The organism is Stenotrophomonas sp. NRRL B-14846, from assembly GCF_050473585.1.
GTDB lineage: Bacteria > Pseudomonadota > Gammaproteobacteria > Xanthomonadales > Xanthomonadaceae > Stenotrophomonas.
This window is the reverse complement of record NZ_JBFLUN010000022.1, coordinates 2,157,637-2,172,332: the sequence shown is the minus strand read 5'-3', so window position 1 is coordinate 2,172,332 and position 14,696 is coordinate 2,157,637. Positions and strand designations below refer to the sequence as shown.

Below are 14,696 nucleotides of genomic sequence, written 5' to 3'. Positions count from 1 at the left end.
GGAATCCGCCTCCATGTCGTCCCACGCTCCGCTTCGCCGCAATCTGCTGGCCCTGCTGGTCTGTGCTTCGCTGCCGTCGCTCGCTGCCGCTGAAACCGCTCCCGACGCGCAGTCGGCGACCACCCTCGATTCGATCTCGGTGATCGGCCGCGGCGAAGCCCGCCAGGTGCAGCGCGTGACCGCCGAGGACATGAAGATCCTGCCGCCCGGTGCCAACCCGCTGAAGCTGCTGGCCAGCAAGCCGGGCGTGCACTTCGAGTCGGCCGATGCCACCGGCGCCTACGAATGGTCCACCACCATCAGCCTGCGTGGTTTCAACCAGAACCGCCTGGGCTACACGCTCGATGGCATCCCGCTGGGCAACATGGCCTATGGCAACAGCAACGGCCTGCACATCAGCCGTGCGGTGATCAGCGAGAACCTGGGCGGTGCCGAGGTGTCCACCGGCATCGGCGCGCTGGGCACGCCGTCCACCAGCAACCTCGGTGGCGTGTTCCAGTTCTATTCGATCGATCCGTCCACCGAGTACGGCGTGGTGCTGGCGCAGGGCTTCGGCAGTGACAGTGCGCGACGCAGCTATGCGCGCCTGGAGACCGGTGAGCACCAGGGCTTTGCTGCCTACCTGTCCGGCGTGTATTCGGAAGGCGACAAGTGGAAGGGCAAGGGTTCGCAGGAGCTGAAGCAGTTCAACGGCAAGGCCACCTACAACTTCGGAACGGACAGCAGGATCACCGCGCTGTTCAACGCTTCGCGCCGTGTCGAGGCGGACTACCAGGACCTGTCGCTGGAGATGATCGATCGCCTTGGCTGGGACTGGGACAACTACGCGCCGGACTGGGATCGCGCCGTCGCCGCGGCACGTGGGAAATTCAGCGGCGGCGTCAACAGCCCGTGGGATGCGTACTACTCCGGCCACGGCCTGCGCAATGACGACCTGTCCAGCATCGCCGGCGATTTCGGCCTGAACGAGTCGATGCGGTTGAAGGTCAATGTCTACAACCACAGCAACCGTGGCCAGGGCCACTGGTTCAGCCCGTCCAATCCGTCCAACCCGGGCACCAGCCGCGAGATTCCGATCTCGATCCGCACCACCGAGTACGCGATCGACCGTACCGGCGTGACCTCGGCGTTCACCTGGAACGTTGGTGGCCACGAACTGGAAGCCGGTCTCTGGTACGAGGACAACGGCCACAGCGTGCAGCGCAACTTCTACTACATCGACGGCCCGATCACCGACGACTTCTTCCTGCGCAACCCGGACCAGCGCGTGTGGCACCAGCGCTACACGACCATCACCCGCCAGTTCTACGTGCAGGACCGCTTCCGCCTGTTCGATGACCGGCTGACCATCGACATCGGTGCGAAGTCGCCGCACACCCGCACCAGCGTGCGCACGCCGCTGGGCAGCTATGCCAACAACAGCAGCCTGACCTCGAAGAAGGGCTTCCTGCCGCAGGCCGGCTTCAACTTCAAGCTCAACGAAGGCAACGAGATCTTCGGTTCGTTCGCCAAGAACATCGCGGCCTATGCGCTGGGCGTGGGCAGTCCGTTCAACGTGCCGCAGGCCGCCTTCGATGCCAGCGCGCAGAACCTGAAGCCGGAACAGTCGCGCACGATCGAGCTGGGTTGGCGTGGCTACGGCCGTGGCTATGAAGCCTCGGTTGCGGTGTACGACGTCAAGTTCGACAACCGCCTGCTGGCGATCGCACAGTGCGTGGGCATCCTCGGTTGCCCGGCGCTGTTCTCCAACGTGGGGTCGGTGACCAGCCGTGGCGCCGAGGCGACGCTGCAGCTGAAGCCGATGCAGGACCTGTCGTGGTCCAACGCACTGTCCTGGAATGACAGCACCTACGACAACGACTACGTGAACAACGGCGTGGTGCCGACCCGCGGCAAGAAGACCGTCGACACCCCGGAATGGATGTTCGCCAGCACCCTGGCCTGGACCCCGGGCCCGTGGGACATGCGCCTGTCGGCCAACCACGTGGGCAAGCGCTACGTGACCTACACCAACGATGTGTCGGTGCCGAGCTACTGGCTGGTCAACGCTTCGGTGGCCTATGACTTCGGCAAGCTCGGCCCGGCGCAGAACCTGACCGTGGCGTTGAACCTGACCAACCTGACCGACAAGCGCTACCTGTCCTCGATCAACACCAACGGCACCTACGCCGCCGACCCGACCCGCAGCCTGGCGACCATGCAGGTCGGTGCGCCGCGCCAGGTGATGGCTACCGCAACCGTGCGCTTCTGATGCGCGGGCCTGTCGATCCGGAACGCCGTCGTCGCCTGCTGCGCATGGCGTGGCAGGGCACGGGGGCGGCGATCGCGCTGGCGGCGATGCCGGGGCTGGCCACGGCCGGCCCACGGCCGCGGCTGGGGCGTGATCCGTTCACCCTCGGTGTCGCCGCCGGTGATCCGGATCCACAGGGGGCCGTGTTGTGGACGCGGCTGGCGCCGGACCCGCTCAACGGCGGCGGCATGCCGTCGCGGGCGGTGCCGGTGCGCTGGTTCGTGGCCGAAGACCCCGGCATGCGCCGGCTGGTGCAGCGGGGGACTGCGGCCGCGGTGCCCGAGCTGGCCCACTCGGTGCACGTGGAGGTCAACGGCCTGCGCCCAGGCCGCGACTACTACTACCGTTTTGCCTGCGACGGCGATGAGGAAAGCGCGGTCGGCCACTTCCGCACCGCGCCGCTGCTGGACACGCCGCTGCAGCAGCTGCGGCTGGCCCTGTGCACCTGCCAGGCCTGGAACAGTGGCTACTACCCGGTCCTGCGCGATATCGCGAAGAGTGATGTCGACCTGGTGCTGCATGCCGGTGACTACCTGTACGAGTACAGCCCGCTGCAGAACGCGCGTGGTCTTACGCTGGATGCCGAGCGCTTCAGTGGCGAGACCGTCAGCCTGGAGCGCTACCGTGACCAGTACGCGCTTTACAAACTCGATCCGGATCTTCAGGCCGCGCACGCCGCACACGCGTTCGCGGTGATCTGGGACGACCATGAAGTACAGAATGATTACTCCGGCATCCACCCGGAAAAACCCGGCGTATCAACGGAGGACTTCATCATCCGCCGCGCCGCCGCCTACCGCGCGTTCTACGAGCATCTGCCGATGCGCAGCACACCTGCGGGCAACGGCGGCCTGCGCGTGCATCGGCGCCTGCGTTACGGCGATCTGGCACAGCTGACCCTGCTCGATTGCCGCCAGTTCCGCCCGGCCAATCCCTGTGGCGTGGGCGAGTCGCCACGCTGTGATGCTGCACTGGACCCGCGCATGAGCATGCTCGGCACGGGCCAGGAGGCGTGGTTCGCGCAGTCGATGGCGGCCGCGCAGGGCACGCGCTGGAACGTGGTGGTGCAGCAGTTGCTGATGGCGCAGCTGCGGCTGGACGGCGGCACGCCACGCGAGCGCTTCTGGAATGACGCCTGGGATGGCTATCCCGCCGCACGTAACCGGCTGCTGCAGGCGATGCAGGCAGGCGGGCAGGGCAATGCCATCGTGCTGGGCGGCGACTGGCATTCCACCTTCGTCAACGACCTGAAGCTGGATTTCGACGCGGCCAGTGCGCCGGTCGTAGCCACCGAATTCATCGCTCCGGCGATCAGCAGTGGCGGCGACGACACGCCCTACGGGCCGTACTACGGGCCGTCGATTCCGCAGAACCCGCATATCCGCTATTTCGACGGTGACCGCCGTGGCTGGTGGAAGCTCCAGCTGAACCGGCAGACCGTGGATGCGGAACTGCGCTTCGCCGACAGTGTGCTGCGTGCGGACGCTGCGGTGCGCACCGCGGCGCGTTTCCAGGTGACCCACGGCCGTCCGGGCGCGGTCCCGGTGTAAATCCCTGCGGTTGTGCCGGCCGCTGGCCGGCAACCTCCTGAATCTCCGGTTTCCCCACCATCGGTTTCATCGCTCCCAGCCCGGGTTTCGTCGCAAACCGTTTGCGGGCGGCCAGGGTGGGGCGCCAAGGTGTCCGCAGGCGGCAGGGTGCCGCCCCAAGGAGACCGTGATGAAGACCCTGTTCGCGCTCGGTGTGTGGTGCCTGCTGTTCGTGCTGTGCTGGCCGCTGGCGATTCTCGCCCTGATCGCGTGGCCGTTCGTGTGGCTGCTGAGCCTGCCGTTCCGCCTGGTCGGCATCACTTTCTCGGCGCTGTTCGCCTTCCTGCGCGCGCTGTTCATGCTGCCGGCACGCCTGCTCGGTGACCGGGCGGTGGCTGCATGAGGACGGTGCTGCTGGTCGGTCTGGTCCTGCTTGCGGGGCCGGTACTGGCCGCGCCTCCAGCGCCGCCCTCGGTGTGGCTGGAACGCCAGCAGACCGCCGCGGCTGACGAGGCGAACGCTGCAGCGGTCTCTGTGCAGAAGGCCAAGGAGCGCTGCAGGGTCGCGAAGGAATGGAAGGTCGGCGATACGGTTGTGCAGCACAGGGTCTGTGAGGATCCACCGAAGAAGCCAGCCGGAAAGGTGTAGCGCCGAGCCTGTGCTCGGCTCTACATCACGCTGCCTCTGCGCGCAACGCCGCCTGCACGGCCGGTCGCGCGTTGATCCTGCGGACATAGGCAGGCAGCGCCGGCCACGCCGCCAGATCGATGGAGAAGAAGCGGCACCAGCCAAGCACCGTGAAAAGATAGGCATCGGCGACGCTGAAGTCTGGTCCCATGAGGAAGTCCTGCGTTGCCAACGTCTCCTGCAGCAGGTCGAAACGCTTGAACAGCTTCTGCCGGAAGAAGGCCTTGGCCGCTTCCGGCAGATCGGCGTTGAACAGCGGCGCCGAGCCGGCGTGGATCTCGCTGGTCACGAAGTTCAGCCATTCCTGCAGTCGTACCCGCTCCCAGCTGCCGACGGGTGGGGCCAGCGCGCATCCGGGTTTCAGGTCGGCCAGGTACTGGACGATGGCCGGGCCTTCGGTCAGCACCTGCCCGTCATCCAGTTCCAGCGCCGCGACATAGCCTTTGCGGTTGATGGTGCGGAAATCGCGGCCATCCGCGGTCTGCTTGGTGGTGTTGTCGACCTTGACCAGCTCGAAGGGCAGGCCAAGCTCACGCAGCACGATATGGGGCGACAGCGAGCAGGTGTAGGGCGCGTAGTACAGCTTCATGGACGGTCTCGAGGGAGAAAGGACGGCCGGGTCAGCCGGTACGAGGCAGTCTGCTGTGCGAGCTGTATCCGGTAAAATCAATCTTCGATTTTCCTTCCATAAGCTGGGCTACTGCCTGTCATGATGAATCTTGCCCACTGGCGCCTGCTGGTTGCGGTGGCCGACGAGGGAACCATCTCGCGTGGCGCTGACCGGGTCGGCATCAGCCAGTCCGGTGCCAGCCAGGCTCTGGCCCAGCTGGAGTCCTCCCTGGGGTTTGCGGTGTTCGTGCGCGAGCGGCGCCAGGTGGAGATCACCGCGCTCGGGCAGCGGGTGATCGAACACGCACGCATCATGCTGGGCGGCCTGCAGGCGATCCGTGCGCTGGCCGATGACAGCCAGGGGTTCAGTGGCGCACGCATCCGTCTGGCGACCTTCCCGTCACTCGTTTCCAGCGTGCTGCCAGCGCTGCTGCGGGATTTCCAGCGCCGCCACCCGGGCATCGAGGTGGTGATCGTGGAGGGTACGGACGAGGAGGTCGAGCGCTGGCTCGAATCGGGCACGGTCGATGCCGGCGTGGTGATGAACCCCGCTGCCGATCGCGTCCCGTTGATGCTGGGCAGCGATGGGTGGATGGCGGTGCTGCCGCAGGCGCATCCGCTGGGGCGTCGCGCCACGGAAAGCGGGGTGGCCTTGAGCGAGCTGGCGGGCGAACCCTTCATCCTCGCAACAGGGGGCTGTGCGGTGAACGGTCAGCGCCTGATGGCGGACGCTGGTCTACAGCTGAGCGACGTACGGGTGACCGTGCGCGACTGGGCCAGCGCGTGCGTGCTGGCGCGCGAGGGACTGGGCGTCTCGCTGGTGCCGGAATCGACGTTGCCGGACGATCTCCACGGCCTGCGCGTGCTGCCGGTGAAGCCGGCCATCCGTCGATTGTTTGGCCTGGTCTGTTCGCCGGCGGGTCGCGCATCGCGTGCAACGCAGGTCTTCATGCAGGAGCTGGCCACGGCCGTTGCGGGCAGTGCGTCTGGATCAGCGTGAGCCCGCTACCGGCGGGGAGCCCGAGCGTGGGGGCGCCAGCTTCCCGGCAGGGTTGCGGGCAACAAAAAACCCCGCCGAGGCGGGGTTTTTCGTTTGCAGGCGCGTGCCGACCAACGGTCGGCACCTACCATGATGCAGATCAGTTCGCCTTGTGGATGGCGCGCTTGCTGACCGCCATCGCCGCGTCGTGGATCACTTCCGACAGCGACGGGTGGGCGTGGCAGATGCGGGCCAGGTCATCGGCCGAGCCGCTGAATTCCATGGTCAGCACGCCTTCGTGCACCAGCTCGGAGACGTTGGCGCCGACCAGGTGCATGCCGAGGATGCGATCGGTTTCGGCATGGGCCAGGATCTTCACGAAGCCTGCCGGCTCGATCATCGCCACGGCACGGCCGTTGGCGGCGAACGGGAAGCTGCCAGCCTTGTACGGAATACCTTCGGCCTTCAGCTGCGCTTCGGTCTTGCCGACCCAGGCCAGTTCCGGCTCGGTGTAGATGACCCACGGGATGGTGTCGAAGTTGACGTGGCCCGGCAGGCCGGCGATCAGCTCAGCCACCGCGATGCCTTCCTCGAAGCCCTTGTGCGCCAGCATCGGGCCGCGCACGCAGTCGCCGACCGCCCACACGCCGTTGACGCCGGTGTGGCAGTGCGCGTCGACTTCGATCTGGCCGCGCTCGTTGATCTTGACGCCGGTGCCTTCGGCCAGCAGGCCCTTGGTGGCGGCGCGACGGCCAACGGCCACCAGCAGCTTGTCCACGGTCAGGGTCTTTTCGCCTTCGCTGTCGGTGTAGGTGACAACGACTTCCTTCTTCTTGCCCTTGCCGGTGATCTCGGTCTTGGAGACCTTGGCGCCGAGGCGGATGTCCAGGCCCTGCTTCTTGAATTCCTTGGCAGCGGTCTTGGCCACTTCGGCGTCGGCCACGGCCAGGAACTCCGGCAGTGCTTCCAGGATGGTGACTTCAGCGCCCAGGCGCTTCCACACGCTGCCCAGTTCCAGGCCGATCACGCCGGCGCCGATCACCGCCAGGCGGTTCGGCACTTCGGTGAAGTCCAGGCCGCCGACGTTGTCGACGATGGTCTCGCCGTCGAACTTGGCGAACGGCAGTTCGATCGAATCCGAACCGGCGGCGATGATGACGTTGGTGCCCTTCAGCTCGACGATGGAACCGTCATGCTGGGTGACCTTGACCACGTTGCCCGGCTGCAGTTCGCCAAAGCCGTAGTAGGCGGCGACCTTGTTGGCCTTGAACAGCATGCCGATGCCGCCGGTGAACTGCTTGACGATCTTGTCCTTGCGGCCAACCATCGCCTCGACGTCGATCTTGGCATCCTTGAAGCTGATGCCGTGGTCGCCAAAGATGTGGCCCATGTTCCAGAACTGGCGCGAGGAATCCAGCAGCGCCTTGGACGGGATGCAGCCCACGCGCAGGCAGGTGCCGCCCAGCGCCGGCTTGCCGTCCTTGCCCAGCGCTGCGTCGATGCAGGCGGTCTTCAGGCCCAGCTGGGCCGCGCGGATGGCAGCGTGGTAACCGGCCGGGCCGGCACCGATGACGACGACGTCGAATTGTTCAGCCATTGAATTATTCCTTGATGCATTACCAGAACCCCTCCGCGCAGGCGCGGAGGGGCGGGAGGTTTCTTACAGGCCGAACAGCATGCGGCCCGGGTTTTCCAGCTGGTTCTTGATGTCCACCAGGAACTGCACCGAGTCCTTGCCGTCGATGATGCGGTGGTCGTACGACAGCGCCAGGTACATCATCGGCGCGATCACGACCTGGCCGTTCTGGGCGATCGGACGCTCCTTGATGGCGTGCATGCCCAGGATGGCGCTCTGCGGCGGGTTGATGATCGGGGTCGACAGCAGCGAACCGAAGGTGCCGCCGTTGGTCACGGTGAAGGTGCCGCCCTGCAGTTCTTCCAGGCTCAGCTTGCCGTCACGAGCCTTCTTGGCGTAGTCGGCGATGGTCTTCTCGATGTCGGCGAACGACATGCGCTCGACGTTGCGCAGCACCGGCGTGACCAGGCCCTTCTCGGTCGACACGGCGATCGAGATGTCCGAGTAGCCGTGGTAGATGATGTCGTCGCCGTCGATCGAGGCGTTGACCAGCGGGAAGCGCTGCAGCGCGTTGGCAGCGGCCTTCACGAAGAAGCTCATGAAGCCCAGCTTGATGCCGTGAGCCTTGACGAACTCGTCCTGCAGTTCCTTGCGCGCCGCCGAGACCTTGGACAGGTCGACTTCGTTGAAGGTGGTCAGCATGGCGGTGGAGTTCTTCGACTCCATCAGGCGCTCGGCGATGCGCTTGCGGATGCGGGTCATCGGCACGCGTTCTTCCGGACGTGCGCCACCGGCCTTGCCGGCGCCGCCGTTGCGGGCGAAGTTGACGATGTCTTCCTTGGTCACCGCGCCGCGACGGCCGGTGCCGTCGACGTCGGCCGGGTTCACGCCTTCGGTGATGGCGGTGAAGCGGGCGCCCGGCGGCAGCGCGTCGGCGGCCGACTTGGCAGCCGGGGCCGGAGCAGCGGCAGCGGCCGGAGCCGCGGCGGCCGGGGCAGCAGCGGCAGCCGGAGCGGCTTCAGCGGCCGGGGCCGGGGCAGCAGCGACGGCGCCTTCCTCGATGATCGCCACGACCTGGCTGGAGGTCACGGTCGAGCCTTCGGCGAACTTGATTTCCTTGAGCACGCCGTCGACCGGCGACGGCACTTCCAGGACGACCTTGTCGGTTTCCAGGTCAAGCAGGTTTTCGTCGCGCTTGACGGCGTCGCCCACCTTCTTGTGCCAGGTGGCGATGGTGCCGTCGGCGACGGATTCGGGCAGTACCGGGGCTTTGACTTCGGTGGCCATTGCGGGAGCTTCCTGGTTTGTCTTCTAAATAGGGGGAGGATTATTCAGCGAACGTGTCGTTGAACGGGTTGACCAGTGCATCGGCGACCAGCTGCTGCTGTTCGCGGACGTGGTCAGCCATGTGACCGGCAGCCGGCGAAGCCGAACGTGCGCGACCGGCGTAGTGCAGGTTCTGGCCATCGGCCAGGCAGAACTGCAGGTGGTGGCGGATCTGGTACCACGCACCCTGGTTCTGCGGTTCTTCCTGCGTCCACACCACGTCGGTGGCCTTGCCGTACTTCTTCAGTTCGGCAGCCAGCAGCGCACGCGGGAACGGGTACAGCTGCTCCACGCGGATGATCGCCACGTCGTCCTGGCCACGCTTGGTCTGGTCTTCCAGCAGGTCGTAGTAGACCTTGCCCGAGCACAGCACCACGCGCTTGACCTTCTTGGCGTCCGCGTTGGCGTCGCCGATCAGGTGCTGGAACTCGCCGTTGGCCAGTTCGTCCAGGGTCGACACGGCCAGCTTGTGGCGCAGCAGCGACTTCGGCGACATCACCACCAGCGGCTTGCGGGTGGTCAGGTGCAGCTGGCGGCGCAGCATGTGGAAGGCCTGTGCCGGGGTCGACGGCACCACCACCAGCATGTTCTCCAGCGCGCACAGCTGCAGGAAGCGCTCCAGGCGCGCCGAGCTGTGTTCCGGGCCTTGGCCTTCATAGCCATGCGGCAGCAGCAGGGTCAGGCCGGAGATGCGGCCCCACTTGGCTTCACCGGCGGCGATGAACTGGTCGATCACCACCTGGGCGCCGTTGGCGAAGTCGCCGAACTGGCCTTCCCAGATGCACAGCGTGTTCGGATCGGTGGTGGAGAAACCGTACTCGTAGGCCATCACCGCTTCTTCGCTCAGCAGCGAATCGATGACGGTGGCCTTCTCCGGCGAATCCACCAGCTGCCGCAGCGGCATGTAGTAGTTGTCGGTCTTCTGGTCGTGCAGGATCGCGTGGCGGTGCGTGAACGTACCGCGGCCCACGTCCTGGCCGACCAGGCGCAGTGCATGGCCTTCGTCGAGCAGGGTGGCGTAGGCCAGGTTCTCGGCAAAGCCCCAGTCGCCCGGGATCTCGCCGGCGGCCATCTTGCGGCGGTCGTCGTAGACCTTGGCCACGCGCGAGTGCAGCTGCACTTCGTCCGGAATGGTGTTGATCAGCTTGGCCAGCTCGACCAGCTTGTTCTTCTCGACCTTGGTCGAGACCGGGTCGGACAGCTTGCCTTCCAGCAGCTTCGGCCAATCGACGAACAGCGGGCTGGTCGGCGGGGTCTTCTCGACCTTGGCCAGCTCGGTGGTCACTTCACCGGCGTCCAGCTTCTCGCGGTAGGCATCGACCATCGCCTTGCCGGCGCCGGCGGCGATCACGCCCGCCTTTTCCAGCTGCTCGGCGTACATCTCGCGGGTGGTGGCGTGCTTGCGGATCACCTGGTACATCAGCGGCTGGGTGATCGCCGGTTCGTCGGCCTCGTTGTGGCCCCAACGGCGGTAGCACATCAGGTCGATGACCACGTCCTTGGCGAACGTCTGGCGGAACTCGAAGGCCAGCTGTGCGGCGAACACCACCGCTTCCGGATCATCGCCGTTCACGTGCAGCACCGGTGCGGCGATCATCTTCGCCACGTCGGTGGCATAGCGCGTGGAACGCGTATCCAGCGGGTTGGAGGTGGTGAAGCCGACCTGGTTGTTGACCACGATGTGCACGGTGCCGCCGACGGCGAAGCCGCGGGCCTGCGACATCTGGAACAGTTCCATGACCACGCCCTGGCCGGAGAAGGCCGCGTCGCCGTGGATCAGGATCGGCATGACCTGCTTGCGTGCGGTGTCCTTGCGGCGCTCCTGGCGCGAACGCACGGAACCGGCCACGACCGGGTCGGCGATTTCCAGGTGCGACGGGTTGAACGCCAGCGCCAGGTGCACCGGGCCGCCATCGGTGGCGACGTCGGCGGAGAAGCCCATGTGGTACTTCACGTCACCGGCCGACGCGTGCTCGTCGTGCTCGAACTTGCCTTCGAATTCGTCGAACAGCTTGCGCGGGTTCTTGCCCAGGGTGTTGACCAGCACGTTCAGGCGGCCGCGGTGGGCCATGCCGATCACCACGTCCTTGACGCCATCCTTGCCGGCACTGCGGATGATGGTGTCCATCATCGGGATCAGCGAGTCGCCGCCTTCAAGCGAGAAGCGCTTCTGGCCGACGTACTTGGTGTGCAGGTAGCGCTCCAGGCCTTCGGCCGCGGTCAGGCGCTCCAGGGTGCGGCGCTGGGTGTCAGCGTCCAGCTGGTAGTTGCCACCGGCCGCTTCCAGCTTCTTGTAGATCCACTGGCGCTGCTCGACCTCGGAGATGTGCATGAACTCTGCACCGATCGAGCCGGTGTAGGTCGCCTTCAGGCGCGCCAGCAGGTCGCGCAGCTTCATGCGCGGCTGGCCGCCGACGCCGCCGGTGCTGAACTCGCTGTTGAGGTCGCCATCGGACAGGCTGTGGAACGGCAGGCCCAGGTCCGGGGTGTTGACCGGCGCGGCCAGACCCAGCGGATCGAGGCGGGCGTCCAGGTGGCCGCGCGAGCGGTAGGCGGTGATCAGACGACCGACATTGCGCTCACGCTCGTCGCCCGCACCGTTACCGGTGCCGGCTTTCAGCGCATCCTTGGCCGCGTCCGCGATGTGGGAGATGACGGCCGAGTGCGGAATGTCACCTGCTTCGCGGCCCTTGAAGCCGTCGAAGTAGGTTTTCCATTTGGGATCGACACTATCCGGGGAGACCAGGTACTGCTCGTACAGGTCCTCGACATAGGAGGCGTTGCCGCCGGCGAGTTGCGAAGATTGCGCAAACTGCTTCAGTTGATTGTCCACGATGGAGGGTGTTGATTCGCTTTGTGGGGTATGGCTTCAGAAGGACCCGGCAGGAAGATGAATAGCCCTGCGCGGGCGCGTTCAAACAGCCAAATTGTACCCCCAACCGGACACGAAGGGGCACCACCACAGGCATCCCGCGTCCGCCGGTGCCGGTTCCAGACAGGTTGGGTCAGCCGTGCCGACTCAGATGCCGAGCGCACGCAGTTCGCTGCAATCGCGCGAACGGTCCCAGACACGCTGCAATTGCTGCTCGAACGGCTGCGAACGTGCTGGCAGCGCGATGCCGGCCTCGCCGTCGAGGCGATGGCCGATCAGACGAAAGTAGAAGTCGCCCGCATCGTTGAGCAGGCAGGCCGAGGCCAGCGCGCGGTCGACCGGATCGCTGACCTCGCGGAACTGGATCACGCTTGGCAGGCGCTGGGCCAGCGCCAGCAGCGGCGCGCCGGCAGCGGCGATCGCGGCGGCGTCGTGCACGATCACCCGCAGCTGCTTGTCGTGGCGGGCGGTGACGAAGCGGCGCAGGGCGGCCTGTACCGGGGGCGCGTCGAGCAGGCCCGGGTCCAGCTGGCGGCTGTGCAGCCACAGCTGACGACGGGCGCGGTGGATGATGGCCGTGGTGATCGCCACCGCCTCGGCGCGGCTGTCGATGGCGCTGGCCGCGCCCAGCCGGCGGCGCATCTGCTGGTGCCCGATGCCGGCTTCCTCGAACACCTCGCCCTCGGGCAGGAAGCCCTGGCGTGCATAGAAGTCGCGGGCGGGCAGCTGGGCATGCAGGTGCAGCTCGGCCAGGCCGAGCCGGCGCCCGGCTTCGACCAGTGCCGCCAGCAGGGCCTCGCCGACCCCGTTGCTGCGATGGCTGGCCAGCACGGCCATGCGGCCGATGCGGCCGTCCGGGGCCAGCCGGCCGGTGCCGACCGGCTGGTCGTCACTGTCCAGCGCCAGCACATGGGCGCTGACCGGGTCCAGTGCATCGCGTTCCAGCTCGGCGGCGATGCCCTGCTCCTGCACGAACACGCGTTGGCGCACCTCGTGGATGGCGGCGTGGGCATCGGCGTGGCTGACCTGCTGGACCCGGATCATGGCGGTGGCTCAGGCCCGGCCGGCGCTGTCGTCTTCTTCGTCGTCCTCGAAGTTGACGATGACCTCGATACCGTCGTCGTGCACGGTCACGGAGTGGACATCGTCGGACACCGCTTCAGCGTCGATCGCATCCACGCGGTCGCGGCCTTCGACGACCTCGCCGAGCACCACGGCATCCTCGCCGTCTTCCTCGTCTTCGGCCTCGTATACCTCATTCGGGTCGATCAGCTGGAACACACCACCGACCAGCAGTTGCTGGACCACGGCACGGCCCTTGTCGGACAGGCCGCGATAGGCGGCGGCGTCGAGTTGCTCGGCACCGGCCAGGCGCTGCGCGTCCTTCACCGGCAGCGCGAAGTCCTGGCCGCTGACGTAAAGGCTGGCGCCACGCTTGGCCCGGCGCCAGGCCAGGCGGGCCCACGGGTGGCGCTGCAGCAGCAGGCCCGAGGCCAGCGCTTCGACCACTTCCTCCGCGGCCGGTGCGGCCTGGTGGGCCATCACTTCGCCGGCGGCGCGGTAGGTGGTGATGAAGCGGCCGAACCAGTCGCCCAGCTTGTCCGGGTCATTCATGCGGATGGCGTTGAGGGCGGTGATCACCCGTGCCATCGCCACCGTGTCGATTTCGTTCGGGTCGGCCGGCACCTTCAGGTCGGCATCCTGGTAGCGGATGTTCTCGTCGGCATCGGCGATCAGGGTGTCCAGGTAGTCGCTGATCAGCTCGGCCGACGCCGGTGCGCGCATGCCGAACGAGAAGGTCAGGCACGGGTCTTCGGCGACGCCGTGGTGCGGCACGTTCGGCGGCAGGTACAGCATGTCGCCCGGCGCCAGGACCCAGTCGTGGGTGGGTTTGAACACCTTCAGCAGCTTCAGCTCCACGTCCGGGCGGAAGCCCAGCGGCGGCTGCTTGCCCTTGATCGATTCGCTGGCGTCGATCTGCCAGCGGCGGTGGCCATGGGCCTGCAGCAGGAACACGTCGTACTGGTCGACGTGGGCGCCGACCGAGCCGCCGGTGGCGGCGAAGCTGATCATCACGTCATCCATGCGCCAGCGCGGCAGGAAGCTGAAGTGCTCGATCAGGGCGCGCACGTCCGGGTCCCACTTGTCCACGTCCTGCACCAGCAGGGTCCAGTCGTGGTCGGGCAGGGCGGGGAACACGTCTTCCTGGAACGGGCCGGTACGCACGCGCCAGCCGTCCTGGGTCTTGTCGTGCTCGATCAGGCGTGCCAGCACGCCTTCTTCGCAGGCCAGTCCGGCCAGGTCTTCCGGCTGCACCGGGGTCTGGAAGTCCGGGAAGGCATTGCGGATCAGCAGCGGGCGCTTCTGCCAGAAGTCGCGCAGGAAGGTGGCCGGCGCCATGCCCAGCGGCTGGCCGGGGCGGGCGGTGACTTCGATCAGGGGGGCGGAGGACTTGCGGGCGGCCATGGGGGAATCCTTGCAGCGGAAAGCGGGAGGGGCGGCACGGCGGGCCGCCTGAGATCTCCATTGTCCGCCGTTCGTGGGGATTGCGCACGTGCGCGGGTTTGTCGCGGGATGTCCGGCCAACGGCGGAGCCCCTCGTGGCGACATCTTGGTAGGGTCGACTGTTAGTCGACCGTCTTCATGAGCTGGGCCGGGCGGGTGGGCCATGCAGGGGACGCTGCAAGTACGTCCCTGTAAGCTCGATGGCGCCATCCATGGCGCCAACGCCCCTGCATGACCCACCCGCCCGGCCCCTGACAGTTTCCTGCGGGGGCCGCCACGGAATGGAAGAAGAAAAGCAAGGCAAAAGCGGATCGCGCGCTGCG

At 66.8% G+C, this 14,696-nt stretch carries 11 protein-coding genes; 5 read left to right on the top strand and 6 right to left on the bottom strand.

The window, feature by feature from the left end:
* The first annotated feature begins 13 nt into the window (after window positions 1–13).
* From AB1281_RS12250 to AB1281_RS12235, 4 genes are all read left to right on the top strand, one after another.
* A complete protein-coding gene (locus tag AB1281_RS12250; RefSeq protein ID WP_430346048.1) occupies window positions 14–2,251 on the top strand; it encodes a TonB-dependent receptor family protein in 2,238 nt (745 codons plus the stop codon).
* A complete protein-coding gene (locus AB1281_RS12245) occupies window positions 2,251–3,840 on the top strand; it encodes an alkaline phosphatase D family protein (protein WP_430346047.1) in 1,590 nt (529 codons plus the stop codon). Before AB1281_RS12250 ends, AB1281_RS12245 begins: the two co-directional genes overlap by 1 nt.
* Before the next feature lie 169 nt (window positions 3,841–4,009).
* The gene (locus AB1281_RS12240; RefSeq protein WP_430346046.1) at window positions 4,010–4,222 is read left to right on the top strand and encodes a hypothetical protein; all 213 of its coding nucleotides are present in this window, start codon (window positions 4,010–4,012) and stop codon (window positions 4,220–4,222) included.
* Complete coding sequence (locus AB1281_RS12235; RefSeq protein WP_075677337.1) at window positions 4,219–4,467, top strand: hypothetical protein; 249 nt, start codon at window positions 4,219–4,221, stop codon at window positions 4,465–4,467. Before AB1281_RS12240 ends, AB1281_RS12235 begins: the two co-directional genes overlap by 4 nt.
* 25 nt (window positions 4,468–4,492) lie before the next feature.
* On the opposite strand, the gene gstA is transcribed toward AB1281_RS12235, so the two are convergent.
* On the bottom strand, window positions 4,493–5,095 hold the full coding sequence (gstA, locus tag AB1281_RS12230) for a glutathione transferase GstA (protein WP_430346045.1): 603 nt from the start codon (window positions 5,093–5,095) through the stop codon (window positions 4,493–4,495).
* A 123-nt stretch (window positions 5,096–5,218) separates the two neighbouring features.
* On the opposite strand from gstA, the gene AB1281_RS12225 reads away from it, so the two are divergent.
* Window positions 5,219–6,115, top strand: coding sequence for a LysR family transcriptional regulator (locus AB1281_RS12225; RefSeq protein ID WP_233490792.1), 897 nt, complete (start codon window positions 5,219–5,221; stop codon window positions 6,113–6,115).
* A 139-nt stretch (window positions 6,116–6,254) separates the two neighbouring features.
* Here the strand turns inward: AB1281_RS12225 and lpdA are convergent, their stop codons facing one another.
* The 5 genes from lpdA to AB1281_RS12200 form a co-directional block, all read right to left on the bottom strand.
* Window positions 6,255–7,691 (bottom strand): dihydrolipoyl dehydrogenase, encoded by a 1,437-nt coding sequence (gene lpdA / locus AB1281_RS12220; protein WP_008264626.1) that lies wholly within the window; start codon window positions 7,689–7,691, stop codon window positions 6,255–6,257.
* Between the two features lie 63 nt (window positions 7,692–7,754).
* The gene (gene sucB, locus AB1281_RS12215; protein WP_014037775.1) at window positions 7,755–8,957 is read right to left on the bottom strand and encodes a dihydrolipoyllysine-residue succinyltransferase; all 1,203 of its coding nucleotides are present in this window, start codon (window positions 8,955–8,957) and stop codon (window positions 7,755–7,757) included.
* Window positions 8,958–8,997: 40 nt separating this feature from the next.
* Window positions 8,998–11,829 carry a 2-oxoglutarate dehydrogenase E1 component gene (locus AB1281_RS12210; protein ID WP_075677345.1) on the bottom strand — a complete coding sequence of 944 codons (2,832 nt, stop codon included), beginning with the start codon at window positions 11,827–11,829 and terminating at the stop codon, window positions 8,998–9,000.
* Between the two features lie 186 nt (window positions 11,830–12,015).
* Window positions 12,016–12,912, bottom strand: a complete 897-nt coding sequence (locus AB1281_RS12205) for a GNAT family N-acetyltransferase (RefSeq protein ID WP_430346044.1) — start codon at window positions 12,910–12,912, stop codon at window positions 12,016–12,018.
* A 9-nt stretch (window positions 12,913–12,921) separates the two neighbouring features.
* Window positions 12,922–14,334 carry a JmjC domain-containing protein gene (locus tag AB1281_RS12200; RefSeq protein WP_430346043.1) on the bottom strand — a complete coding sequence of 471 codons (1,413 nt, stop codon included), beginning with the start codon at window positions 14,332–14,334 and terminating at the stop codon, window positions 12,922–12,924.
* Window positions 14,335–14,696: the final 362 nt, after the last annotated feature.

What these genes read in the sequence shown, in the direction of transcription:
- AB1281_RS12200 (WP_430346043.1), bottom strand. Translation starts at nt 14,334, where the DNA reads ATGGCCGCCCGCAAGTCCTCCGCCCCCCTGATCGAAGTCACCGCCCGC.
- AB1281_RS12245 (WP_430346047.1), top strand. Translation starts at nt 2,251, where the DNA reads ATGCGCGGGCCTGTCGATCCGGAACGCCGTCGTCGCCTGCTGCGCATG.
- lpdA (WP_008264626.1), bottom strand. Translation starts at nt 7,691, where the DNA reads ATGGCTGAACAATTCGACGTCGTCGTCATCGGTGCCGGCCCGGCCGGT.
- AB1281_RS12250 (WP_430346048.1), top strand. Translation starts at nt 14, where the DNA reads ATGTCGTCCCACGCTCCGCTTCGCCGCAATCTGCTGGCCCTGCTGGTC.
- AB1281_RS12240 (WP_430346046.1), top strand. Translation starts at nt 4,010, where the DNA reads ATGAAGACCCTGTTCGCGCTCGGTGTGTGGTGCCTGCTGTTCGTGCTG.
- gstA (WP_430346045.1), bottom strand. Translation starts at nt 5,095, where the DNA reads ATGAAGCTGTACTACGCGCCCTACACCTGCTCGCTGTCGCCCCATATC.
- AB1281_RS12235 (WP_075677337.1), top strand. Translation starts at nt 4,219, where the DNA reads ATGAGGACGGTGCTGCTGGTCGGTCTGGTCCTGCTTGCGGGGCCGGTA.
- AB1281_RS12205 (WP_430346044.1), bottom strand. Translation starts at nt 12,912, where the DNA reads ATGATCCGGGTCCAGCAGGTCAGCCACGCCGATGCCCACGCCGCCATC.
- AB1281_RS12225 (WP_233490792.1), top strand. Translation starts at nt 5,219, where the DNA reads ATGAATCTTGCCCACTGGCGCCTGCTGGTTGCGGTGGCCGACGAGGGA.
- sucB (WP_014037775.1), bottom strand. Translation starts at nt 8,957, where the DNA reads ATGGCCACCGAAGTCAAAGCCCCGGTACTGCCCGAATCCGTCGCCGAC.